The sequence below is a fragment of the Streptomyces echinoruber genome (genome assembly GCF_014651135.1).
GTDB lineage: Bacteria > Actinomycetota > Actinomycetes > Streptomycetales > Streptomycetaceae > Streptomyces > Streptomyces echinoruber.
Window position 1 is genome coordinate 1 of the sequence record NZ_BMWH01000021.1, and the last position, 23319, is coordinate 23319.

General features: G+C 75.9%; 12 protein-coding genes. 7 read left to right on the forward strand and 5 right to left on the reverse strand.

Annotated elements, in window-relative coordinates; genetic code table 11:
- Positions 1-332: 332 nt before the first annotated feature.
- Positions 333-881 carry a MarR family winged helix-turn-helix transcriptional regulator gene (locus tag IE225_RS22440; RefSeq protein WP_190059410.1) on the reverse strand — a complete coding sequence of 183 codons (549 nt, stop codon included), beginning with the start codon at positions 879-881 and terminating at the stop codon, positions 333-335.
- A 224-nt stretch (positions 882-1105) separates the two neighbouring features.
- Between IE225_RS22440 and IE225_RS22445 the strand changes: the two genes are divergently transcribed.
- Positions 1106-2392, forward strand: coding sequence for an MFS transporter (locus IE225_RS22445; protein ID WP_190059490.1), 1287 nt, complete (start codon positions 1106-1108; stop codon positions 2390-2392).
- A 40-nt stretch (positions 2393-2432) separates the two neighbouring features.
- Here IE225_RS22445 and IE225_RS22450 read toward each other — a convergent pair whose 3' ends face one another.
- Together IE225_RS22450 and IE225_RS22455 are read right to left on the reverse strand one after the other, a co-directional pair.
- On the reverse strand, positions 2433-4091 hold the full coding sequence (locus tag IE225_RS22450; RefSeq protein WP_190059491.1) for an ATP-binding SpoIIE family protein phosphatase: 1659 nt from the start codon (positions 4089-4091) through the stop codon (positions 2433-2435).
- A 442-nt stretch (positions 4092-4533) separates the two neighbouring features.
- Positions 4534-5898 carry an NAD(P)/FAD-dependent oxidoreductase gene (locus tag IE225_RS22455; protein WP_268250014.1) on the reverse strand — a complete coding sequence of 455 codons (1365 nt, stop codon included), beginning with the start codon at positions 5896-5898 and terminating at the stop codon, positions 4534-4536.
- 430 nt (positions 5899-6328) lie between these two features.
- Here IE225_RS22455 and IE225_RS22460 point away from each other — a divergent pair, with 430 nt between their 5' ends.
- On the forward strand, positions 6329-7267 hold the full coding sequence (locus tag IE225_RS22460; RefSeq protein ID WP_190059412.1) for a TetR/AcrR family transcriptional regulator: 939 nt from the start codon (positions 6329-6331) through the stop codon (positions 7265-7267).
- A 1013-nt stretch (positions 7268-8280) separates the two neighbouring features.
- Positions 8281-10407, forward strand: a complete 2127-nt coding sequence (locus tag IE225_RS22465) for a sigma-70 family RNA polymerase sigma factor (protein WP_190059413.1) — start codon at positions 8281-8283, stop codon at positions 10405-10407.
- 80 nt (positions 10408-10487) lie between these two features.
- Here IE225_RS22465 and IE225_RS22470 read toward each other — a convergent pair whose 3' ends face one another.
- Both IE225_RS22470 and IE225_RS22475 read right to left on the reverse strand, forming a co-directional pair.
- Entirely contained in the window at positions 10488-13946 is a 3459-nt protein-coding gene (locus IE225_RS22470) for an AfsR/SARP family transcriptional regulator (protein WP_190059414.1), read from the reverse strand.
- A 499-nt stretch (positions 13947-14445) separates the two neighbouring features.
- Positions 14446-16539, reverse strand: coding sequence for an asparagine synthase-related protein (locus IE225_RS22475; RefSeq protein ID WP_190059415.1), 2094 nt, complete (start codon positions 16537-16539; stop codon positions 14446-14448).
- A gap of 954 nt (positions 16540-17493) precedes the next feature.
- Here IE225_RS22475 and IE225_RS22480 point away from each other — a divergent pair.
- The 4 genes from IE225_RS22480 to IE225_RS22495 all read left to right on the forward strand — a co-directional run bounded on the left by IE225_RS22480 (position 17494) and on the right by IE225_RS22495 (position 23153).
- Positions 17494-18918, forward strand: coding sequence for an NsdA family TPR-like regulatory protein (locus IE225_RS22480; RefSeq protein ID WP_190059416.1), 1425 nt, complete (start codon positions 17494-17496; stop codon positions 18916-18918).
- 83 nt (positions 18919-19001) lie between these two features.
- Complete coding sequence (gene lhgD / locus IE225_RS22485) at positions 19002-20225, forward strand: L-2-hydroxyglutarate dehydrogenase (protein WP_190059417.1); 1224 nt, start codon at positions 19002-19004, stop codon at positions 20223-20225.
- Between the two features lie 242 nt (positions 20226-20467).
- Positions 20468-21598, forward strand: a complete 1131-nt coding sequence (trmB, locus tag IE225_RS22490) for a tRNA (guanosine(46)-N7)-methyltransferase TrmB (protein WP_190059418.1) — start codon at positions 20468-20470, stop codon at positions 21596-21598.
- A gap of 52 nt (positions 21599-21650) precedes the next feature.
- Complete coding sequence (locus tag IE225_RS22495; protein ID WP_190059419.1) at positions 21651-23153, forward strand: PrsW family intramembrane metalloprotease; 1503 nt, start codon at positions 21651-21653, stop codon at positions 23151-23153.
- Positions 23154-23319 lie beyond the last annotated feature (166 nt).

Sequence of the window (23319 nt, forward strand, 5' to 3'; positions counted from 1 at the left end):
TTTCCCTTCGGTGTTTCCGACTCTATCAGATCTTTTCTCGACCTGATCCCCAGTCAGCGGGGTTTGCCTTCCCGGCCGTTGGGCCGTTCCGACGTGTTCCACCTTAGCGGACTCCCCCCGCGATTCCAAAATCGCTCCGAATCGCTGTGCGGGAATTGAATTCGGGCACGCCGAATTCGACCCCCTGGGAGAGGAGATCTTGCTGAGGTTGGGATGCCGCACGAGCGGCGGAAGGTGTGCCGCGGAAGCCTCCGGCTCCCGACAACCCGAAGAACCCTACGGATCAGGGCGGGGCATGTCAAGCGATCGGTGTCAAGATCTTTTCCGGGAGGTCAGTCGAGGTCGTTGAGGCGGCCGCCGGCGTCCGGCTGGGCGTGTTCGACGCGGCGGAGGAGGCGGGTCAGGACCTCGCCGAGGGCGGTGCGCTCCTCGGGGGAGAGGTCCTGGAGGAGGTCCTCCTCGAAGACGGTGGCGAGGCGCATGGCCTCGAGCCACTTCTCGCGGCCCTCGGGGGTCAGTTCGACGATGACGCGGACGCGGTTGGTCTCGTCGCGCTCCCGGGTGACGAGACCCTCGGCGACCATGCGGTCGATGCGGTGGGTCATGGCGGCCGGGGTGAGGCCGAGGCGCTTGGCGAGGTCGCCGGGGCCCATGCGGTAGGGGGCGCCGGAGAGGACGAGGGCCTTGAGGACCTCCCATTCGGCGTTGCTGATGCCGAGGGCGGCGGTCTGGCGGCTGTAGGCGACGTTCATCCGGCGGTTCAGGCGGGACAGGGCCGACACGATCTTCTCGACCTGCGGGTCGAGGTCCTGGAACTCGCGCTGGTAAGCGGCGATCTGTTCTTCGAGGGTCGGCTCGCTGACGCCGGGTGTGTCGGCCATGTGCGCAGTATCGCACGGGGTGGATTGGCATTGAAGTCCTTCGATCTGTACTCTTTAGCTTCGAAGTTTAGCTTCGAAGTCTTCATGTCTAACGTCTGACGTCCCACGTCTACCGACTACCGACTACCGACTACCGACTGACGTCCGACGTCTTCCCGTAGCAACCCCTAGCAACCCGTAGCAAGCAGCAGAGGCAGTAAAGGCAGGTGAACGTGACCATGGCGATGGGCGCAGCGATGCGCCGGATCCACATGGGCAACGCACTCAGCGCGTTCGGGCTCGGTTTCACCGTCCCGTATCTGTATGTCTACGTCGCGCAGGTGCGGGGTCTGGGTGCCGTGACGGCGGGCTCGGTGCTCGCCGTCTTCGCCGTGGCCGCGCTGGTGGTGCTGCCGTTCGCCGGACGGGCCATCGTCCGGCGGGGTCCGCTGCCGGTCCTGCTCGCCGCGCTGGTCGCCGCCGCGCTGGGCGCGCTGTGCCTGGGCGTCTCGGCGCACGCGGCGACCGTGCTGGGGTCCGCCGCGGTGCTCGGGGCGGGGCAGGCCGTGATGCAGCCGGCGCTGGCGACGATGATCGTGGAGTGCTCGTCGGCGGAGACGCGGTCGCGGGCGTTCGCGGTGCAGTTCTTCCTGCAGAACCTCGGGCTCGGGATCGGGGGGCTCATCGGCGGGCACCTCGTCGACGCCGGCAGTGCGGCGTCGTTCACGCTGCTGTTCGCGATCGAGGCGGCCGTCTTCATGGCGCTGGTCGTGGTGATGGCGACCGTGCGGATGCCGTACGCGCCGCGGGTTCAGGACGCGCCGTCGCAGGCGGGCCGAGCCGCCGGGCGGGCAAGCCGGCGGCGGCTGCTGGCGGACCGGGCCATGGTGCGGCTGTGCGTACTGGGGTTCGTGCTGTTCTTCGCCTGCTACGGGCAGTTCGAGTCGGGGCTGAGCGCGTACGGGGTGGAGGCGGCCGGCATCTCCCCATCTGCGCTCGGGACGGCGCTGGCCGCCAACACCGGGATGATCGTGGTCGCGCAGTTCCTGGTGCTGCGGTTCGTCGAGCGCCGGCGGCGGTCCCGGGTGATCGCCGGTGTGGGGCTGGTCTGGGCCGTGGCGTGGCTGGCGGCCGGGTACGCCGGGCTGGGGCACGCCGGGCAGACGATGGCCACGGCGGCGTTCGTGTCGACGTACGCGCTGTTCGGGCTGGGTGAGGTGATGCTGTCGCCGACGCTCGCCCCGCTGGTGGCCGATCTGGCGCCGGAGGGGATGGCGGGGCAGTACAACTCCGCGTTCGCCCTGGTCAAGCAGTTGGCGCTGGCGGTGGGCCCGGCGGTGGGCGGGCCCATGGCGGCGGCCTGGCACGCGCCGTACGTGGCGACGTTCCTCGGGTTCTCGCTGGGGATCTCCGTGCTCGCGGTGCGGCTGGGGCGGGAACTGACGGACGCGCAGGACCGGCCGTGGGCGGCGAGGAACCGGGTGGTGGCCCGGGGCGGGGCGCCGGCGGAGCCGCTGTCGAGGCAGGCGTAAGAGCTGCCCTGGCCGGTGCTGCCGCGCCCGTCCGGCGCCGCTACGGGCGCGGCAGCACGAACTCGCACCACACCGCCTTCCCGCCGCCCGGTGTCCTGCGGGACCCCCAGTGGGAGGCGATGGTCGCGACGATGGAGATGCCGCGGCCGGACTCGTCGCCGGGTTCGGCGCGGCGGCGCCGCGGGAGATGGTCGTCGCCGTCGGTGACCTCGATGATGAGGCGGCGGTCGGTGCGGCGCAGGCGCAGCCGCATGGGGGGTGTGCCGTGCTGGAGGGAGTTGGCGACCAGTTCGCTCGCGGCCAGCACGCCGAGGTCGTGCAGGTCCGGGGGGAAGCGCCAGCTGGTGAGGACGCCGGAGGCGAAGGCGCGGGCGCGGGGGGCGGCCTCCATGCCGCCGAGGAGTTCCAGGGCGGCGTTGCGGAACAGTTCGCCGTCGGCGCCGGTGCGGGCGGGCTGCTGCAGGACGAGGACGGCGACGTCGTCGTCGTGGTCGGCGGTGACGCCCGCCGAGCGGACCAGGCGGTCGCAGATGACCTGCGGGGTGCCGGTGGCGCCGGCCAGGGCGTCCGCCAGGGCGGCGATGCCCTCGTCGAGGTCGGCGTCGCGGCGTTCGACGAGGCCGTCGGTGTAGAGGACGGCGGTGGCGCCGGGGCCGAGCGGGACGGAGCCGGAGGCGTGCATCCAGCCGCAGGTGCCGAGCGGGGGGCCGGTGGGTTCGTCGGCGCGCTGGACGGTGCCGTCCGCGTCGCGGACGAGGATCGGCAGGTGGCCGGCGGAGGCGTAGACGAGCCGGCCCTCGTTGGGGTCGTGGACGGCGTAGACGCAGGTGGCGATCTGGTGGGGGTCGATCTCGCCGGCGAGGCCGTCGAGGAGCTGGAGCACCTCGTGCGGGGGAAGGTCGAGGCGGGCGTAGGCGCGTACGGCCGTACGGAGCTGGCCCATGACCGCGGCGGCCCGTACGCCCCGGCCCATCACGTCGCCGATGACGAGGGCGGTGCGGCCGCCGCCGAGGGTGATGACGTCGTACCAGTCGCCGCCGACGGCGGTCTCCGTGCCGCCGGGGTGGTAGGTGGCGGCGATGCGCAGGTCGTCGGGCTGCTCCAACTGCTGGGGGAGGAGGGAGCGCTGGAGGGTGACGGCGGTTTCGCGCTGGCGGCGTTCGCTGGCGCGGAGGCGTTCGGCGGCCTCGGCGTGGTCGGTGACGTCGGTGGCGAACACCAGCACGCCGCCGTCGCCCCGGGTGCCCTCGGCCACGGGGGTGCAGGTGAAGGTGTAGGAGCGGCCGTCGGGGGCCTTGCGGGACTTCAGGGTGCGGGGCCGGGCGCTGCGCAGGACCTGGTCCAGGAGCTGTAGGAGGCCCAGTTCGGCGAGTTCGGGCAGGGCCTCGCGGGCGGGTTCGCCCAGGGCGCGCGGGCCGAACGCCTGGGTGTAGGCGTCGTTGACGTAGGCGACGCGGTGGTCGGGGCCGTGGACCAGGGCGACGAGGGCGGGGACGCGGTCGAGGACCTCGCGCGCGGGCAACTCGTCGACGGCGGGCAGGGCGGGCCTGCCGTCGACGAGGTGCTCGGCGCGGACCGCGGGGACGGCGCCGTCCTGGCGCCGGTCGGGGGCGGTGGTCTGCGCGGTACGGGCCGCGATGCGGGCCGCGGTGCGGCGCTGCGTTCCGGGGAGCCGGGCGCTCCAGCGCGTGAAGTTCACGAATCCTTGCCTCATGTCGTCGCCTTCGGCCGGCTCCGGGCGGGGGTGGCCGGCGGGGTCGCGGTCGTCCCGTGCGTCCCGCGTATCCGGTGGTGTGCGAGGGGGGTGCGGGACGGTGCGGTGCCCGGGCCGCGGTGGCGGCGAATGGGGCGGGGGCCGCGGTGGCGGCGAATGGGGCGGGGGCCGCGGTGGCGGCACGTGGGGCGGGGGCCGCGGTGGCGGCGTGGTCGGCGGAGGTGACGGGGCCTGGTCTGGGGAGTGTTGCCCAAGGGGTGCGGCACTGTGGGACAGCCTCGTGGGTGCTGGAGCGGGCGGGTGCCCGCTCGCGGTGGTGGACCAGTGCGGTGGTGGACCAGTGCGGTGGTGGACCAGTCTGGCAGGGCGGTCGTCCGGGTCGGCACCCGTCAGACGCCCGGGCCGGCGACGGAGTTCCTCGCTCCGGTCAGGACGACCCCTTCGGGTCGTCGGGATGTTTCCCTCCGGCCGCCAGTTCGAATTCGGCCCGCGGGTGTTCGAGTGAGCCGAGCGAGACGATCTCGCGCTTGAAGAGCCCCGCGAGGGTCCATTCGGCCAGTACACGGGCCTTGCGGTTGACGGTGGGCACCCTGCTGAGGTGGTAGACGCGGTGCATGAACCACGCAGGGTAGCCCTTCAGCCTGCGCCCGTAGACCTGTGCGACACCCTTGTGCAGTCCCAGGGAGGCGACGGAGCCGGCGTACTTGTGCGCGTACGTCTCCAGGGGCTCGCCGCGCAGGGAGTGGACGAGGTTGTCGGCGAGGACGCGGGCCTGGCGGACGGCGTGCTGGGCGTTGGGGACGCACTCGGCGCCGGGCCGGCCGGCGGTGAGGTCGGGGACGGCGGCGGCGTCGCCGGCGGCCCACACGTGCTCGACGCCGTCGACGGTGAGTTCGGCGGTGCACCGGAGGCGGCCGCGCCCGGTGAGCGGCAGGCCGGTGGCGGCGACGAGCGGGTGGGGTTTGACGCCGGCGGTCCACACGACCGTACGGGTGGGGAAGCGCTGGCCGTCGCTGAGGACGGCGACGCGGTCCGCGCAGGACTCCAGGCGGGTTTCGAGGAGGACCTGGATGTTGCGGCGGCGCAGCTGGGTGACGGTGTAGCGGCCCAGCTCGGGGCCGACCTCCGGCAGGATGCGGTCGGTGGCCTCGACGAGGACCCACTTCATGTCCTCGCGCGTGACGTTGTGGTAGTGGCGCACGGCGTAACTGGCCATGTCCTCCAGCTCGGCGAGCGCCTCGACGCCGGCGTAGCCGCCGCCGACGAAGACGAAGGTGAGGGCGGCGTCGCGGACGGCGGGGTCGCGGGTGGAGGAGGCGATGTCGAGCTGCTCCAGGACGTGGTTGCGCAGGCCGATGGCCTCCTCGACGGTCTTGAAGCCGATGCCGTGGTCGGCCAGGCCGGGGATGGGCAGGGTGCGCGAGACGGAGCCGGGGGCGAGGACGAGTTCGTCGTAGGTGATCCGTTCGTCCGGCGCGCCCTTCTCCCGGGTGGCGAGGGTGGTGACGGTGGCGGTGCGCGCGGCGTGGTCGATCGTCCGCACCTCGCCGATGAGGATGCGGCACTGGCGCAGGACGCGGCGCAGGGGGACGACGACGTGGCGCGGGGAGATGTTGCCCGCGGCGGCCTCGGGCAGGAACGGCTGGTACGTCATGTACGGGTCGGGTGTGACGACCGTGATCTCCAGCTCGCCGCGCCGGAGTTCCTGTCTCATCCGCTGCTGCAGACGCAGGGCCGTGTACATCCCGACGTAGCCGCCGCCGACAACGAGAATGCGCGCACGTTCCTTCACCCTCCCATGACGCACCCGGCACGGGTGTTTGTCCACAGGCCCGACGGTTCGTATGACCGGTGGCCGAAGCGGCCAAGACGTGGCCGAAAAGCGGGGGTGCACGGCGTCTCCGCAGGTCGGAGGGGGTGTGCGGGAATCTTCAAGGGGGTCGAATCGGGGCATATGCGACTCGTGCTCCGATCGGGGGGCGCTCCGTGCGGAACCTTCCCCTTCTGAATTGACTGCCTCTCAACTATGTTCTGTCCCGACGGGGTGTGGGGGGACGTACTCGACGGGTTCCGCGCAGTCCCGGCGCCTGCGGATCCTGGGCGCCGGTGCTTCCGGAGTCGTGGGGGCGGCTCTGCTCGTGGGCCGGACCTGTTCCGCACTCCGGGTTTTTTCTGGCGGGGAGAGTCTCCGGGGGGAGACGTCGTCAACCGGGGGATCATTCATGCATATTCAGGACTCACGATGGTCGGCCGCGCCTGCCGCGCCTGCCGCGTCCGCCGTCGCGCCCAAGGGTGCGGCGCCGGCCGCGGCGGCGGGGAACGGACGCCGGGAGGCAGGGCGGTCGACTCCGCTGCGGGTGGATGCGCAGCGCAACCTGGAGCACGTGCTGCGGGCGGCGCGCGAGGTCTTCGGCGAGCTGGGCTACGGCGCGCCGATGGAGGACGTGGCGCGGCGCGCGCGGGTCGGCGTCGGCACGGTCTACCGGCGCTTCCCGAGCAAGGACGTGCTGGTGCGGCGGATAGCCGAGGAGGAGACGTCCCGGCTGACCGAGCAGGCGCGGGCCGCTCTGGGGCAGGAGGACGAGCCGTGGTCGGCGCTGTCGCGCTTCCTGCGCACCTCGGTGGCCTCGGGCGCCGGGCGGCTGCTGCCGCCGCAGGTGCTGCGGGTCGGGGTGCCGGAGAACGCCGCCGGGCCGGGCGGTACGGCGGGCGGGGTCACCGGGGCGGGTACGGCGGCCGGTGCGGGTACGGCGGCCGCGGCCGGCGTCGCCGGGGCGGCTCCGGGTGCGGCGGGCGCCGGGCCGGGGGCGGTCGAGGCGCGGGTGCCGCAGCAGCGGACCCAGCCGGGGCCCGGAGAGCTGCGGCTGGTGCCCGACGAGGGCGGCGCGGGCGCGGTGCCGGCGGGCGCGGTGCCGGCGGGCGCGGTGCCGGCGGGTGCGGTGCGGGACGACGCCGGGGCGGCGGAGCTGCTGGAGGTCGTGGGTCGGCTCGTGGAGCGGGCGCGCGCGGCCGGGGAGCTGCGGCCGGACGTGTCGGTGTCGGACGTGCTGCTGGTGATCGCCACGGCGGCGCCCTCCCTGCCGGACCCGGCGCAGCAGGCGGCCGCGTCGGCACGGTTGCTGGACATCCTGCTGGAGGGGCTGCGGTCCCGGTCGGGCTGAGCAGGCGGGGGCTGCGGTCCCTGCCGAGGGGAGTCGGCAGGGACTGTGGTCCCGGCCGAGCGGAGTTGGCGCCGTGGGGCGCCGCGGGATGGGGGCGCCGTGACGCGGGGTGTCGCGGCGCCCGCGCACCGGTGACGGCGGGCCCGCGCCGGGTGTTCCGGAGCCGGGGTGTTCCGGGCCGGGCGCGGGTAAGTCCGTTCGTTCGGCGCGCGGCCGGTGTCCCTTCCCCGGACGGGTGAGGATGCTCCTTTCCGAACGGGTGACGGTGTTTCCTCCCCGAACGGGTGACGGCCGGTACCGCGTTCCGCCAAGTCCCCTCGGACGAGTGGATGAGGCGTTCTGTGCACTCCCGCCCCTCGGCCGCTGTGGCAGTCTGACCTGGTGTTCGGTACCGGTAGGGCAGGCGGCGAGGGCTTTCCGCGATGAGCGTGGGCGGACGGGGCGAGTCACCCGGTGACGGCGAGACGCCGGAGGGTTCGCCTCCCGCGCAGGTGCCGAGCCAGGGCGGGCCCGCGCAGGTGCCGCGCGGCGGCGGCCCGGGCGAACACGCCGTGCCGGCCCAGCGGGAGCGACGCGACGGCGACGTGTTCCGCGTTCCCCACCCGGACGAGGGCGTGCTGCCGTCCCCGCGGGACGAGGAGGACACGGCCCCACCGCACCGGGACGACAGCGCCTCCTGCGGCAGGGGGGACGGGGATGCGGTGGCCGAACCCTGGGAGGACGGCGGAGGACCGGTGCCGGGGAGCGCGGGGGACGGGGCTTCGCGGACGGCCGGTGGCGAGAGCGGAGCCGCGCGGGCGCCCGGCGCCGAGGAGGATGAGGCTTCGCGGACGCGCGGTGCCGAGGAGGATGAGGCTTCGCGGACGCGCGGTGCCGAGAAGGGTGAGGCTTCGCGGACGGCCGGTGGTGCGGGCGACGGAGTTCCGCGGACGCCCGGTGCCGACGACGGAGGGGCGCAGGCGCCCGGTGCCGACGACGGAGGGGCGCAGGCGCCCGGTGCCGAGGGCGGGCTCGTGCCGTCGCCCCGGGAGGACGGGTGGGGTGCCCTGCCCTCGTCCCTGGAGCCACCGGGTTTCCCGCCGTCGCCCCGGGAGGACGCGGGCGTGTCGCTCCCGCCCCGGGAGGACGCGGGTCTTCTGCCCCCGCCCCGGGAGCGCGGTGATGTGCCGCCGCGTCCCCGTGCGCACCGGGGTGTGCTGCCGCACCCGGAAGGCGAGGGTGAACTGCCGCCGTCTGACGGGGAGTTGATCGAGCGGGTGCGGGCGGGGGACGACACGGCGTACGGGGAGCTGTACCGGCGCCACGTCGAGGCCGTGCGCCGGTACGCGCGCGCCTGCTGCCGGGACGCGCACACCACCGACGACCTCACCGCCGAGGTGTTCGCCCGCATGCTGCAGGCGGTGCGCGGCGGTTCCGGACCGGAGCACACCGTACGCCCCTACCTGCTCGTCTCCGTGCGGCGCGCCGCCGCGCACTGGACGCGGACCGCTCGGCGGGAGCAACTCGTCGACGACTTCGCGGTGTTCGCCGCCCAGGCGGCCCGGCTGTCCGACCGCCCGGACGGGAACGCCCCGGAGCCGGGCGCCGACGTGCGGGCGATGCACGAGGCCGAGCAGTCCCTGGCGATGCGGGCCTTTCGCTCGCTGCCGGAACGCTGGCAGGCGGTGCTGTGGCACACCGAGGTCGAGGACGAGTCGCCCGGCGAGGTGGCCGTCCTCTTCGGGCTGGACGCCAACGGCACGCGCGCGCTCGCCGGCCGGGCCCGCGAGGGCCTGCGGCAGGCATACCTGCAGGCCCACGTCGGCGCCGCGCTCACCGGTGACGAGGAGTGCGCCCGCCACGCCGGCCGGCTCGGCGCCTACACCCGCGGCCGGCTGCGCGCCCGCGCCGAGCGGGGCCTGCGCAAGCACCTGGAGAAGTGCGCCCGGTGCCGGCTGGCGGCCGGCCAGATCCAGGAGATCGCCGCGGGCATCCCCGCCGTCGTGCCGGTCGCGGTCCTCGGCTGGCCGGGCGCCGCCGGGTACGCCAAGGCCCTCGGCGTCCTCGCCGGCGGGGCCGGCGCGGGCGCGGCCGGTGCTGCGGGGACCGTCGGCGAAGGCGCGGCCGGTACCCCGGGGACCGTCGCCGCGAGCGGCGGTTCGCCGGGCGCCTCCGGCGGGGTCAGGGGTGCTGCTGCCTCCGAGGCGCTGGGTGCGGCGGTCAAGGCCGGTGTCGCGGCCGGCGTCGTCGCCGTGGCGGCCACGGCGGCGCTCGTGCTCGCCCTGGCCGGCCACGACCACCCGGGCCCGGAGCGGCCGGAGGCCAAGCCGCCCGCGTCGTCGCCGATCGTGCGGCCGGAGCCGCCGGCTCCCGCGCCCCCGGGAAAGCCGCACCCCGCGCCTCCCGGGAGACCGCGCCCCGGCTCCTCCGCCACGCCGGTGCCGGCCGCCGCGGCCCGGCCCACCCCGCGCGCCGCCCCCACGCCGGTACCCGTCCTTTCGCGCCACGGGCGTTCGCGCCACGGATCGGTCTCGCGCCCGGCCTCCGCGCCGGGCCGGCCCCCGGCGCCCCCGCGCCTCGCACCGGCCCCGACTTCCCTGCGGCTCATGCCCGCCCCGCGTGCCACGTCCGCCCCACATGCCACGTCCGCCCCGCGGCCCGCAGCGGCGCCGACGCCCTCGCCGACGCCTTCGCCGACTCCGGTCGTCCACCGGTGGAGCGAGGTGCCGTACGACGTCGCCGGTGACGGCGGCCGGCTGGAGCTGCGGCTCGGGGACAGGGGCAGAGACAGGGACGGGGACGGCGGCCGGGTGGGGCGGCGCCACGGGCTGCCGGTGGACGGTATGTGGTACGCGCACGGGGTGACCGTGCGCGGCTCCTCCGCCGTCACCGTCGACCCGCCGCACCGCGACTGCACCGCCCGCGACGCGCCGGCCGGCGTGGAGGCCCCGGCGGCCGGGCGCGGCCGGGTCCGCTTCTCCGTGGACGCCGACGGCGCCCGGCCGCGGGCCTCCCGGGTGGTCTCCGGCGGCGAGGCGGCCGTCGGCGTCCACGGGGACCTGTCCGGGCACCGGACGGTGCACCTGGTCGTCGAGTCGTACGCCCCCTTCGGCGCGGTCGCGGCGGCGGACCGGGCGGAGTCGCACTCCACCTGCCGGTAGCCGCGCATGCCGATAGCCGCGCATGCCGATAGCCACGCGCGCCGGTGACCACGCATACCAGTGGCCGCGCGGGGCGGGGTTCACACCGCCGGCCGTCCGGTCCGGGTGCGCAGGGCCTCGGCGAGTTCGGCCAGCACGTCCTGCGCGGCCAGGGCCGCTCCCCGGGCGTACTCCCGGTCGTACTGCTCCTCGGGCAGGGCGGCGCGGACGGCGGTCCGGGTGCGTTCGGCCTCGGTGCGGTCCGGCAGGGGGCGGGGCAGGCCACCGCGCCAGTGGTCGCTCGCGGCCAGCAGCCGCAGGGCGCGCGCGGCGTCGCCGAGGCCGGCGAGCTGCCGGGCCGCCGCGTCCACGAACCCCGCCGTGACCGTCTCCACGCACCGGGCGTCCACCGCCTCGCGCAGGGCGGCGGCCAGCTTCGGCAGCGCCTCGCGCGGGCCCGCCTCGGCGGCGGTGATCAGCCCGTCGGCCAGGGTGAGCATCGCCAGGAACTGGGGCGGGGGCGTGGCGTCCCGGGTCGTCGCCTGGGCCGCGTCGTACAACTCCCGTGCCTGTGCGGTGCGTTGCTCCTCCAGCGCGATCAGGGCGCCCATCAGCCGCACATACGCCCGGGAGTCCACCACGCTGTACCGGTCGGCCGCCGCGCCCGCCCGGCACAGTCCGGCGCGGGCGGCGTCGAGGTCGCCGGAGCGGTAGTCGATCTCGGCGAGCCGGGCGAGGAGATACGGGGTCTCGGTATGGGCGCCGACCTCGTGGGCGAGCCGCAGCGCCTCCTCGTACTCCGTGCGGGCCTGCGCGAACAGGCTGCGCGCCATGGCCGCCTCGCCGACCGCGCTGCACACCTGGGCCCGCAGCCAGCGGTCGCCGACCCGCGCGCCGAGCCGCCGCAGCTCCGCCAGGTCGCCGTCGATGCCGTGCACGCCGCCGGGCGAGTCGACGGCCATGTGGGTGCGGAACATGAGCGTCACCGCCTGCGCCCAGTCGTCGCCGTACCGGCGGCAGTTGGCCACCGCCGCGTCCAGGAACGGCCGGACGTCCCACGTGTCCCGCAGGAAGTAGGCGGTCAGCGGCCAGAGCATGCCCGGCAGCCGGGCGGCGCGGGGGCCGCCCTCGGCATAGTGGAGGCGGATCCGGTCGATGTACTCCCGGTGGCGGGGGTGCTCCACGATGTCCTTGGGCTGCGTGGACTCCGACAGCAGGAACAGGCGGGACAGCCGCAGGTCCATCCGCTGCTCGTGGAGGGGGTGGGTGCGTTCGCCGTCCGGCGCGGACAGGAACGCCTCCACCGGGTGGGGCCGGTCCGTGCCGGGGCCGGGCAGGTCGCCGGCGGTGTCCAGGGCGACGCCCAGGCGCAGGACGCGGTCGGCCCAGGCGGCGCCCTCCCGGCGGTGGTTGCGCAGCCACCAGAACCAGCTCATGGCCAGCGTGAGGGCGGCGGCCTCCGCCTCCTCGCCGGCGGTGACGGCGCGGTGCAGGGCCGCGCGGACGTTGTCCAGCTCTTTCTCCATGCGGGCGATCCACACGAGCTGGTCGGGACCGCGCAGGCGCCGGTCGGTCTCCTCGGCGAGGGCGCGCACCCACGCGCGGTGCCGGCGCTCGGCCGCCGCGCGCAGCCGCGGGGTCTCGGCGGCGCGCTCGACGGCGTACTCGTGGACGGTCTCCAGCATGCGGTACCGCATGCCGTCGCAGCCACCGCGGTCGTCGGGGGCGCCGCGGTCGTCGGGGCCGCCGCGGTCGTCGCGGTCGTCGGGGGCGCCGCGGTCGTCGGGCGTGGCCACGACCAGGGACTTGTCGACGAGCGCGCCGAGCAGGTCGGCCGCGGGGCCGGTGCACACGGCCTCCGCCGCCGCGAGGTCCCAGCCGCCCGCGAACACCGACAGCTCGCGCAGCGCCGTCCGCTCCCGCTCGTCCAGCAGCTCCCACGACCAGTCGACGACCGCCCGCAGGGTCTGCTGGCGGGGCAGGACCGTGCGGCTGCCGGAGGTGAGCAGGCGGAAGCGGTCGTCGAGCCGGTCGGCGATCTGCCGCGGGGTCAGCAGCCGCAGGCGGGCGGCGGCCAGCTCGATGGCGAGCGGCAGCCCGTCCAGGCGGCGGCAGATCTCCGCGACGGCCTCCGTGTCGCGCAGCACGGCCTGTGCGTCCGGGCGTACGGCGGCGGCGCGCTCCGCGAACAGGCGGCGCGCCTGCTCGGGCGGCAGTGGCTCGACCGGGCGCACCGACTCGCCGGGGACACCCAGGGGTTCGCGGCTGGTGGCGAGAATCGTGAGCTCCGGGCAGCGGGTCAGCAGCGTCTCGGCGAGGGTGGCGGCCGCGTCGACGACGTGTTCGCAGTTGTCGAGGATCAGCAGCAGCCTGCGCGGGGCACAGTGCTCGACCAGCAGGGCGACGGGGTCGTTCTGCCGGCCTGTCAGGTCGTTGGTCAGCAGCGCGGTCTCGCGCAGGCCGAGCGCGCCGACCACCGCTCCCGGCACCGCCTCCGGCCGGTCGAGCGGCGCCAGTTCGACCAGCCACGCCTGGGGGAGACCGGCGGCCGCCTCCTCCGCGAGGCGGGTCTTTCCGGAGCCGCCCGGTCCGGTGAGGGTGACCAGGCGGGCCCGGCGCAGTTCGGAACGGAGGGCGGCGATCTCGGGTTCCCGGCCGACGAAGGACGTCAGGCGCGGACGGAGGTTGCCGGTGCGGGACGGGGGCGGAGGCGGGGGTGGGGATGGGGGCGCGGCCGGGGACGACTCCGGGATCGGAGACAAGGAAGGGGACGAGGACGAGGACGGGGAGGGTGACGGTGGCGACGGCTGGCCCGGTCGCGGCGGTGCGGGGTGCGGGTCGGCCGGGCGGGTGAGGAGCTCGGTGTGCAGGGCGCGGAGCTCCGGGCCCGGGTCGGTGCCGAGACCCTCGGCGAGGCGGCGGCGGGCGGTCTCGTACGCGGCGAGCGCGTCGGCGCCGCGGCCGGTGTCGCGCAGGGCGCGGACGAGGAGGGCGTGCAGGGGTTCGTCGTAGGGGTGGGCGGCGGTCAGTTCCGTCAGCTCCGGTACGGCCTCCTGGGCGCGGCCGAGGCGCAGGAGGGCCTCGGCGCGGGCGCGGGCCGCCTCCAGGCGCAGGGCCTCCGGGCGGGCGGCGGCGGTGCGGTCGGGCAGTTCGGCCAGGGCGGGCCCGCGCCACAGGGACAGGGCGGCGGTGAGCTGCTCGGCCGCGGTGGCCGCGTCGCCGCGGGCGAGGGCCGCGGTGCCGTCGCGGAGGCGGCGCTCGAAGACGAACAGGTCGACGTCGTCCTCCGTGGCCGTGAGGCGGTAGCCGCCGGGTTCGGAGGCGACGGCGTCCCTGCCGAGGGCCCGGCGCAAGCGGCCGACCAGGGCCTGGAGCGCGGCGGGGGCGTCCCGGGGCGGGTCGTCGGGCCAGACCTCGTCGATCAGGGTGCGGGGGGTGACGGTGGCGCCGGGACGCAGGGCGAGGGCCGTCAGGAGCGCGCGCAGGCGGGGCCCGCCGACGGGTACGGCGGTGCCCCGGCCGTCCTCCGCCCGGGTGACGCCCAGGATTCTGTACCGCACCGGCACATTGTCGCCGTACGACCGGGCGCGGACACGGGACGGGGTCCTGTCGAGGCGCCCGGTTGCTTCGGGGTCACGCCGTCATCGCAGGTCGTCGCCGCGCCCGTGGTGCCCGTGGCGGCGTACTTCCGGGGCCGGGTACCGGCGTGGTGGGCGGCGACTGCGGTCCTGAGCCGGCCGGCGCCGGCGGCGGTCGCCGTCTCGACGGCGGTGGACGTCGAGGGGCCCGGTTTCTCGGACCGCAGGACGACGGACCGGCCACCGCCTCAACGACGGCAGACACCGAAGAGCCCGGCTCCCCCAACCGCAAGGCGACGGACCGGCCACCGCCTCAACGACGGCAGACACCGAAGAGCCCGGCTCCCCCAACCGCAAGGCGACGGACCGGCCACCGCCTCAACGACGGCAGACACCGAGGAACCCGGCTCCCCCAACCGCAGAGCGACGGACCGGCCACCGTGGCCCGCGCGGACGCCGGTGTCCCGGCCGGCGCCGCGGCCTACCCGCGCGGCCCCGCGACGCCCGCCCGCAGCGCGCTCCGCTGCGGTGCGATCGCCGCCGGCACGGCACGCGCGCGTGCCGGTGTGCCCGTCCAGCAGGAGCCCCGGCGGGCCAGCAGGCGCTGGAGCCACACCTCCAGGGAGACCAGGTCGGCCAGGCCGTCCAGGGGCAGGGGTTCTCCCGACGCCGCCGCGCGTACCGCCTTGCGGACCACCCGGGCCTCCACCAGGCCGGCGTCGGCGAGGAGGGGGCTGCCGAAGAGGTCGACGAGGGAGTCGGCGGCGACGCGCAGGCCGGTGCGGTGGGCGGCGGCGGTGGAGGCGTGGGAGGGGGCGCCCCAGCCGGGGGGCAGGCCGGTGACGCCGGCGCCCTCCAGGACGGTGCGGAGGATGGCGGCGCGGGCGCCGGGCTGGACGCGCAGGGCCTCGGGCAGGGCGCGGCAGGCGCGGACGACCTGGTTGTCGAGGAACGGGGCGTGCAGGCGCTGGGAGCGGATCTCGGCGGCCTGCTCCAGGACGCGCAGGTCGGCGGCGTGGCGGGCCAGGGCGGCCCGCGCGCGGTAGTCGCCGGGACGCTGGCCGGGGCCGACGCCGGAGCGCTGTGTCGCGTGCTGCAGACGAACCGATACTTCAGCGAGTGCCTCGCCGGTCAGCCAGCGGGCCGCGGGCCCGGGTCTGCCCCAGGTGAGGGCGGCGAGGGAGGCGCCCACGGCGCCGCCGGGTTCGTCGAAGCGGCGGTGCAGCAGCCGCTCGGCGAGCAGTTCCAGGCCCGCCCGGTAGGAGGTGCGGGCCAGCCGCCGGGCCGCGCCGTAGACGCGCGCGGGGACCAGCACCGAGCCGTCCGCCTTGGCCAGCGCCGCGACCGGGCGGACCAGGTGGCGTCGGCGGCGGTCCATCAGCAGGTCGGCCAGGCGCGCGGGGTGGGCGTCGAGGACCTGGCGGGCGCCGTGGCCGGTGAAGTGGTCGGCGCTGCCGGAGGCCAGGCGGGCGCGGTGGCGGGCGGCCGACACCAGGGAGGGGCCCGGTTCGTCCGTCAGGGGCACCCCGAGGTCGGCGAAGGGCAGGGTCTCCTCCGTGCCGGTCACCACGACGTGGTGCAGGCGGGGGTTGGCGGCCAGGGCGCCGGCCCGTTCCAGCTCGGCCTCGCGGCCGCCGACGGCGAGGTCGTTGAAGGTGACCGCGAGCAGGCGCTCGCCGGCGCCGGTGCCGTGGCCCAGGAGGGTGCCGGGCATGCCGGGCAGGCCGGCGGCGAGCAGGGCGAGGGTCGCGGAGGCGGGGCCGCCGGACAGGTCGGCGCCGATGCCGGGGGCGGGCATGCCGCGGGCCGCGCGGCGTTCGGCGGGGCCCATGCCGGGCACCGGGCCGGGGTCGAGGTCGGGGATGTGCCGGGGGGCGGCGAGGCGGACGCGGACGGCCTCCACGAGGGCGTCGCGGACGGCGTCGACGGCGTGGTCGGGGTCGGCCGGGGGCGCGGCGACGGCCAGGGAGGCGACCGGCTCGTAGCCGGCGACCTCGCGCGCCCCGGCGCGCAGGATGAGGGCATGCCCCGGCGGTACGCGGCGCACGCCGGCGTAGGGCGTGGAGTCGTGCAGGGCGGCGGGGACGTCGGGGGCGGCGAGCAGGGCGGCGAGGTGGCCGAAGTCGAGGTTGGCCTCGATGAGGTCGGCGAGCGGCAGCGCGGCCGTGGCGTAGGCGGTGCCGCCGGCCCAGGGGGTGTAGAAGACGGGCCGGGCGCCGGCGAGGTCGCCGCAGACGGTGACGCGGCGGCCCACCTGGACGACGGCGGTGTAGCTGCCGGGCCACACGGTCAGGTGGCGCAGGGCGCCGCCGCGGGCGGCGAGCAGGCCGACGCGCAGTTCCTCGTCGGAGGCGCCGCAGACGCCGAGGACGGCGATGCGGGTGTCGGCGTCGGCCTTCACCAGGCGGATCTCGTCGGGGCGCCAGTCGCCGACGGCCCACAGCGGGTCGGGGTCGCCCCACAGCAGGTGCGCACCGACCGGGTGCACGGTCTCGCCGTCGTGTCCGGTGGCGCCCGCCGAGCCGATCCGGGCCGGCCCCGCGGCGGTGCTGCTCCATCCCACCAACCACCGCATCGACGCCTCCACAGGCTGTGGACAACCAGTGCACCGCACGAAGCCCCGCACGAAGCCCCGCACGAACACCGCACGAACAGGGTCACCATGCTGCCACGAAGGAGGCCCGCCGGAAGGGCGACGGAGCCGCGTTCGCTCCCCCGGGCGCGCCCCCGCGCACGTCCCCGGACAGCGTTGAACACCCGTAAGCTTCAAAGGCGTACGACACGCACTTGACGTGGGCATACGACGGACGCGACCAACTGCCTCCGGAATCGGTTCCGTTGGGAGCGCGCCGCGCGGCGGGCCGCGTCCGGGCCGGGCGTGACGCGGGGCAGGCCCGGACGTGACGCGGGGCAGGTCCGGGCCGGGTGCCGCGGCGGGGCAGCCGAGTCGGGACAGCCGAGTCGGGGCACCCGAGTCGGGGCGGCGACGCACACGACGCGCGCGGCGCGAATGCGCCCCTCGCGCGCTCCCCGGCCACGCCGTTCGCGCCCTCAACAGCCTTGGTCGGAGCGGAAATCCACGGCGGGAAGCGTGGTCGATTTTCGGCCAAATCGGAGCCGCGGAGGCAGGCTCGGGCACGCTCCGTACATGCCCGCGCGCCCCACCCGGGCGCCGCACGGTCCGGGAGGCGGAGCCCGCCTCCCGGACCGAACCACCGCCCGCGGGGATGAAGGCGGCGGTGTCCCCCAGCCCACTGGATCCAGTACAGCGGGCCGACCCACGCACGGTCCATGGAACCGCTCCCGCCGTGGCCGGAGAAGGTCGCACGGACGGGCGCACGGCCACACGGCGGGGGCGTGCCGCGGCGGGCCCGCCACCCTCCGTGCTCACCCCGCATCGCCGCACGGGCCACAATCCCGCCATCCGGAACAATGCCCCTTAACGCTTGGGATGCGGCGAACTACGCTGGGTTTACGAATGCCGCGTGGTTATGCCAGCACGGCAGCCGTCTGTGTCGAGGGGTGGCTCATGTCCAGGGAGCAGCGGGGGCCGAACGAGAAGCTCGGCGCCGTTCTCGCCCTCGCGGGAATCAGCAACGCGGGCCTCGCCCGCCGCGTCAACGACCTCGGCGCCCAGCGCGGTCTGACGCTTCGCTACGACAAGACCTCCGTGGCGCGCTGGGTGTCGAAGGGCATGGTGCCGCAGGGCGCGGCACCGCACCTGATAGCCGCGGCCATCGCGCAGAAGCTGGGCCGCCCGGTGCCGCTCCACGAGATAGGGCTGGCGGACGCCGACCCCGCCCCCGAAGTGGGCCTGGCCTTCCCCCGGGACGTCGGGCAGGCCGTCAAGTCCGCGACGGAGCTGTACCGTCTCGACCTCGCCGGGCGCCGCGCCGGCTCCGGCGGCATCTGGCAGTCGCTCGCCGGGTCGTTCGCGGTGAGCGCGTACGCGACGCCCGCGTCCCGGTGGCTGATCACCCCGGCCGACAGCTCGGTGGCGCGGGAGCCGGGCCAGGCGGAGGGCTCCGGCGCACCGATCAAAGTCGGCCACAGCGACGTGCAGAAGCTGCGGGAGGCGGCCGAGGACGCCCGGCGCTGGGACTCCAAGTACGGCGGCGGCGACTGGCGTTCGTCGATGGTGCCCGAGTGCCTGCGGGTGGAGGCGGCGCCGCTGCTGCTCGGCTCGTACTCCGACGAGGTGGGCCGCGCCCTGTTCGGCGCGACCGCCGAACTGACCCGGCTGGCGGGCTGGATGGCCTTCGACACCGGCCAGCAGGAGGCCGCCCAGCGGTACTACATCCAGGCGCTGCGCCTCGCGCGCGCGGCGGCCGACGTCCCCCTGGGCGGGTACGTCCTGGCGTCCATGTCGCTGCAGGCGACCTACCGCGGCTTCGGCGACGAGGGCGTCGACCTGGCGCAGGCCGCCCTGGAGCGCAACCGGGGCCTGGCCACCGCCCGCACCATGAGCTTCTTCCGCCTCGTCGAGGCACGCGCGCACGCACGCGCCGGGGACGCGCAGGCGGCCGGCGCGGCCCTGAAGGCCGCCGAGAGCTGGCTGGAGCGCGCCCGCCCGGGCGACGCCGACCCGTCCTGGCTCGGCTTCTACACCTACGACCGGTTCGCCGCCGACGCCGCCGAGTGCTACCGCGACCTGAAGGCGCCGCGCCAGGTCCGCCGCTTCACCGAGCAGGCGCTGTCGAAGCCGACGGAGGAGTTCGTCCGCTCGCACGGCCTCAGGCTCGTGGTGTCGGCCGTCGCCGAGCTGGAGTCCGGCAACCTGGACGCGGCCTGCGAGCAGGGCGTGCGGGCGGTGGAGGTCGCCGGGCGGATCTCCTCGGCGCGCACCACCGAGTACGTCAAGGACCTGCTGCACCGGCTCGAGCCGTACGGTGACGAGCCGCGCGTGGCGGAGCTGCGGGAGCGTGCGCGGCCGCTGCTGATGGCCCCGGCCTGACCCCGCCGCGCCGGCCGGACCCCGCGAGGTTTCGGGACGTTGTCAGTGGCGCAGTGCACTATCGAAGCGGGAGGTGGTGCACGGTGCGGCGGGTGCCGGGGTACGACGGTGACGTAGCGGTGATCGGCGGCGGGATCGTCGGCCTGTCGACGGCGTACGCGATCACGCGGTCCGCGCCGGGCACGCGGGTGGTCGTGCTGGAGAAGGAACCGGGTCCGGCCCGGCACCAGACGGGGCGCAACAGCGGCGTCGTCCACAGCGGGATCTACTACCGGCCGGGCTCGCTCAAGGCGCGGTACGCGGTGCGGGGCGCCGCCGAGATGATCAAGTTCTGCGCGGAGTACGGCATCGCGCACGCCGTCACCGGCAAACTGATCGTCGCCACCGAGCGGGCCGAGCTGCCCCGGCTGCACGCGCTCGCGGTGCGCGGCCGGGAGAACGGCATACCGGTGCGCGAACTGGGCGCCCCGCAGATCGCCGAGTTCGAACCGGAGGTGCGGGGGCTGGCCGCGCTGCACGTCGCCACGACCGGCGTGTGCGACTTCACCGCCGTCGCCCGGCAGCTCGCCGAGGCGTCCGGCGCCGAGATCCGCTACGGCGCACAGGTGGTCGGCATCGACCGGCGCCCGGAGCGCGGAGTGGCGGTGCGCACGGCGGCCGGCGACGTCGTCCGCGCGCGCGTGCTGGTCAACTGCGCCGGCCTGCACTGCGACGAGGTGGCCCGGCTGGCCGGGGACGAACCCGGGGTGCGGATCGTGCCGTTCCGCGGCGAGTACTACGCGCTGACGCGGCCGCAGCTCGTGCGGGGCCTGGTGTATCCGGTGCCGGACCCGGCCTTCCCCTTCCTCGGGGTGCACCTCACCCGCGGCATCGACGGCGGCGTCCACGTGGGGCCCAACGCGGTCCCGGCCCTGGCCCGCGAGGGCTACGGCTGGGGCGTGCTGCGCCCCCGCGACCTGGCCGGCACGCTCGCCTGGCCCGGCTCCTGGGCCCTGGCCCGCCGCCACTGGCGCTACGGCGCCGGCGAACTGCGCCGCTCCCTGTCCAAGCCCGCCTTCACCGCCGCCGTCCGCCGCCTGCTGCCCGCCGTCACCGAGGCCGACCTGGTCCGGGCCCCGTCCGGGGTCCGCGCCCAGGCCGTCGCCCGGGACGGCACCCTCGTCGACGACTTCCTCATACGCGAGGCCCCCCGCACCGTGCACGTCCTCAACGCCCCCTCCCCCGCCGCCACGGCCAGTCTGCCCATCGGCCGCGAGGTCGCCCGCCGGGCCCTGGACGCACTGCGCGGGGTGGGCGTGGCGGCGTGACGGAAGGCCGTGCGCAGGCCCGTGCGACGAGGGTCCGCGGGACGGGTACTCGTGACGGGTTCGCGTGACGAGCGGGTGCGGGCCCGGGAGACCGAAGCCCGCCTGACCGGGCCCGTCGACGTCGGTCGGCGGCGGTCGGCGTCGGGCGGCGTCGGGCGGCGGCCCAGGCGACCGGGGAGGGATGCGCACCGCGGCCCATCCGCACACCGCCCGTTCCCCGGCTCCGTAGAATCGGGCGCACTGTGACCAAGTACGACGACGCCGACCACGCCGACGACACCGCCCGCCGCACCTCGGAAGGCGCCCCGGGCACTTCGGGCACCCCGGACGCCCCGGACACCCGGAGCACCCCCGAGCCGGACCGGCCGGACTCCGATCGGTCGGCCCCGGACCATCCGGACCGCCCTGACCACCCGGACTCGGACCACCCGGACTCGGACCACCCGGACCCGGACCACCCGGACCCGGACCACCCGGACCCGGACCACCCAGACCCGGACCGGTCCTCGGCCCCCGGATCGGCCGAGGACGAGACCCCCCGCCGCACCCGGCCGCGGAAGGCGCCGAAGTTCCCGCAGGGGCCCGCGGCGAACCCGGCCGGAGGCCGGTTCGAGCGGCGGATCAGGAGTTTCACACCGCGCCGCAGCCGGGTGACGGCCGGGCAGGCCAACGCGCTGGCGCGGCTGTGGCCGCGCTGGGGCTTCGACATCGACGGCAGCCGGGTGCTGGACCTGCCGGAGCTGTTCGGCAACAACAACCCCGTCGTGCTGGAGATCGGCTTCGGGATGGGCGAGGCGACCGCGCGGATGGCCGCCGCCGACCCGGACACCAACATCCTCGCCGTCGACGTCCACACCCCCGGCCAGGGCAACCTGCTCAACCTCGCCGACAAGAACGGCCTGGACAACATCCGCGTCGGCAACGGCGACGCCGTCATCCTGCTGCGCGAGATGCTCGCCCCCAACTCCCTGGACGGGCTGCGCGTCTACTTCCCCGACCCGTGGCCGAAGAAGCGGCACCACAAGCGGCGGCTGATCCAGCCGGACTTCCTCACGCTGGCGGCCTCCCGGCTCAGGCCCGGCGCGCTCGTGCACTTGGCGACCGACTGGGAGCCGTACGCCGAGCACATGCTCGAGGTGCTCACCGCGCACCCGGCGTACGAGAACACGCAGCCCGGCGGCGGTTTCGCGCCCCGTCCCGCGTTCCGGCCGCTGACCCGTTTCGAGGGCCAGGGACTGGAGAAGGGACACGTCGTGAACGACCTGCTCTTCCGCCGCGTACAGCACGGGGACCAGCAGCAGGAACAACAGCTGGAACAACAGCTGGAACACCAACAGGAACAACCCCGCACCGAGCGACCGGCCGGCGGCTGACGCCCCGGAGGCACCGTCGCGGCCGGCGCCCCGCCTCGTTAGGGTCGATGCCGTGGCCACCTGTCCTCCGTACCCCACACCCCGTCCCGGCCCTCCCGCCGGCGGCACCCGCCGGCCCGCCGGCCGGTGGCGACGACGGGAACGACTTCCCGCCGGAGCGCGGTCGGTGGCCTGGCTGAGACTGCGGTACGCGGCGCTGGTCACGCTGCTGGCGCTGTCCGGTCTGGTCATCCTCGCCCTGGTGCGCGAGCAGACCGGCACAGAAGGGTTCCTGGTCGGGCTCGGTCTCGCGGTCCTGCCCGTGCCGCTGCTGATATCGGCCTTCCGCTGGCTGGACCGGGTGGAGCCCGGGCCCTGGCGCAACCTGGTGTTCGCGTTCGCGTGGGGCGCCTGCGCGGCGGCGCTGATAGCCATCGTCGCCAACAGTTTCGCCACGCACTGGATAGCGACGGCGACCGCCGATCCCGACGGCGCGGACACCCTGGGCGCGACGCTGATAGCGCCCGTGGTGGAGGAGTCCGCGAAGGCGGCCGCCGTGCTGCTGGTCTTCCTCTTCCGCCGCCGCGACTTCACCGGGATCGTCGACGGCGTGGTGATAGCCGGGATCACCGCGACCGGCTTCGCCTTCACCGAGAACATCCTCTACCTCGGCACCGCCTTCGGCACCGACCAGCTCAGCGGCGACGGCGGCATCGCCTCCGTCACCGCCGCGACGTTCTTCGTGCGCATCGTGATGTCGCCGTTCGCACACCCGCTGTTCACCGTGCTCACCGGCATCGGCTTCGGCGTGGCCGCGCTGTCGGCGCGGCACCGGCGCGTGCGGCGCGTGCTGGTGCCGCTGTCCGGGCTGCTGCTCGCCATGAGCATGCACGCCCTGTGGAACGGCTCCTCCAGCTTCGGCCCGTGGGGCTTCTTCGCCGTCTACGGCGCCTTCATGGTGCCCGCCTTCGCCCTGCTGACCTGGCTCGCCGTGTGGACCCGACAGCGTGAGCTGCGCATCGTGCGCGAGGAGCTGCCCGCGTACGTCGCCGCCGGGTGGCTCGGTCCCGCCGAGCCGTACCTCCTCGGGTCGATGCGGGCCCGCCGGCTGGCCCGCGACCACGCCCGCCACCACGCCGGCCGGCCCGCCGCCCGGACCGTCGCCCAGTACGAGGCCTGCGCCACCTCGCTCGCCTTCCTGCGGCACCGCGGCCGCCTCGGCCGCGCCGACGCCGACTTCGTGCCGCGCGAGCAGGAACTGCTGGCCGAGCTGTGGCGGCGCCGGGACATCGCCCACCCGGCCCTGGACCACGCGGCGCGGATCCTCCTCCCGGCGGCCCGGCTGCCGTACGGCACCGCACCGTACGGTCCCGTGCCGTACGGTCCCGTGCCCTACGGTGCGATGCCGTACGGTTCCGCGCACCAGGGCCCCGCGCCGCTCCCCCAGACGCCTTACGCCCCCCGGCCCGTGCTCCGGCATCCGACCGCCCCGCCCGTGGTGGCGCCGCGTACCCCGGGGTACGGCTCCTTCGCGGTGCCGCATCCCGGGCACCACCCGTACCGGTCGCAGCCGTAGCCGGCAGGCCGGCCGCGACGGCGGGGCAGACACCACCGGACACCACCGGACACCGCCGGACACCGCCGGACACCACCGGACGCCACTGGACGCCCGCCGGACACCGCCGGACTCGCAGCGCGCCCACCGCGCGGCCCGTCTCGCGCCCCCGGACGCCCGCCCCGGG

Coding starts and splice junctions, on each gene's coding strand:
- IE225_RS22440 (WP_190059410.1), bottom strand. CDS start 881: ATGGCCGACACACCCGGCGTCAGCGAGCCGACCCTCGAAGAACAGATC.
- IE225_RS22445 (WP_190059490.1), top strand. CDS start 1,106: ATGGGCGCAGCGATGCGCCGGATCCACATGGGCAACGCACTCAGCGCG.
- IE225_RS22460 (WP_190059412.1), top strand. CDS start 6,329: ATGCATATTCAGGACTCACGATGGTCGGCCGCGCCTGCCGCGCCTGCC.
- IE225_RS22475 (WP_190059415.1), bottom strand. CDS start 16,539: ATGCGGTGGTTGGTGGGATGGAGCAGCACCGCCGCGGGGCCGGCCCGG.
- IE225_RS22480 (WP_190059416.1), top strand. CDS start 17,494: ATGTCCAGGGAGCAGCGGGGGCCGAACGAGAAGCTCGGCGCCGTTCTC.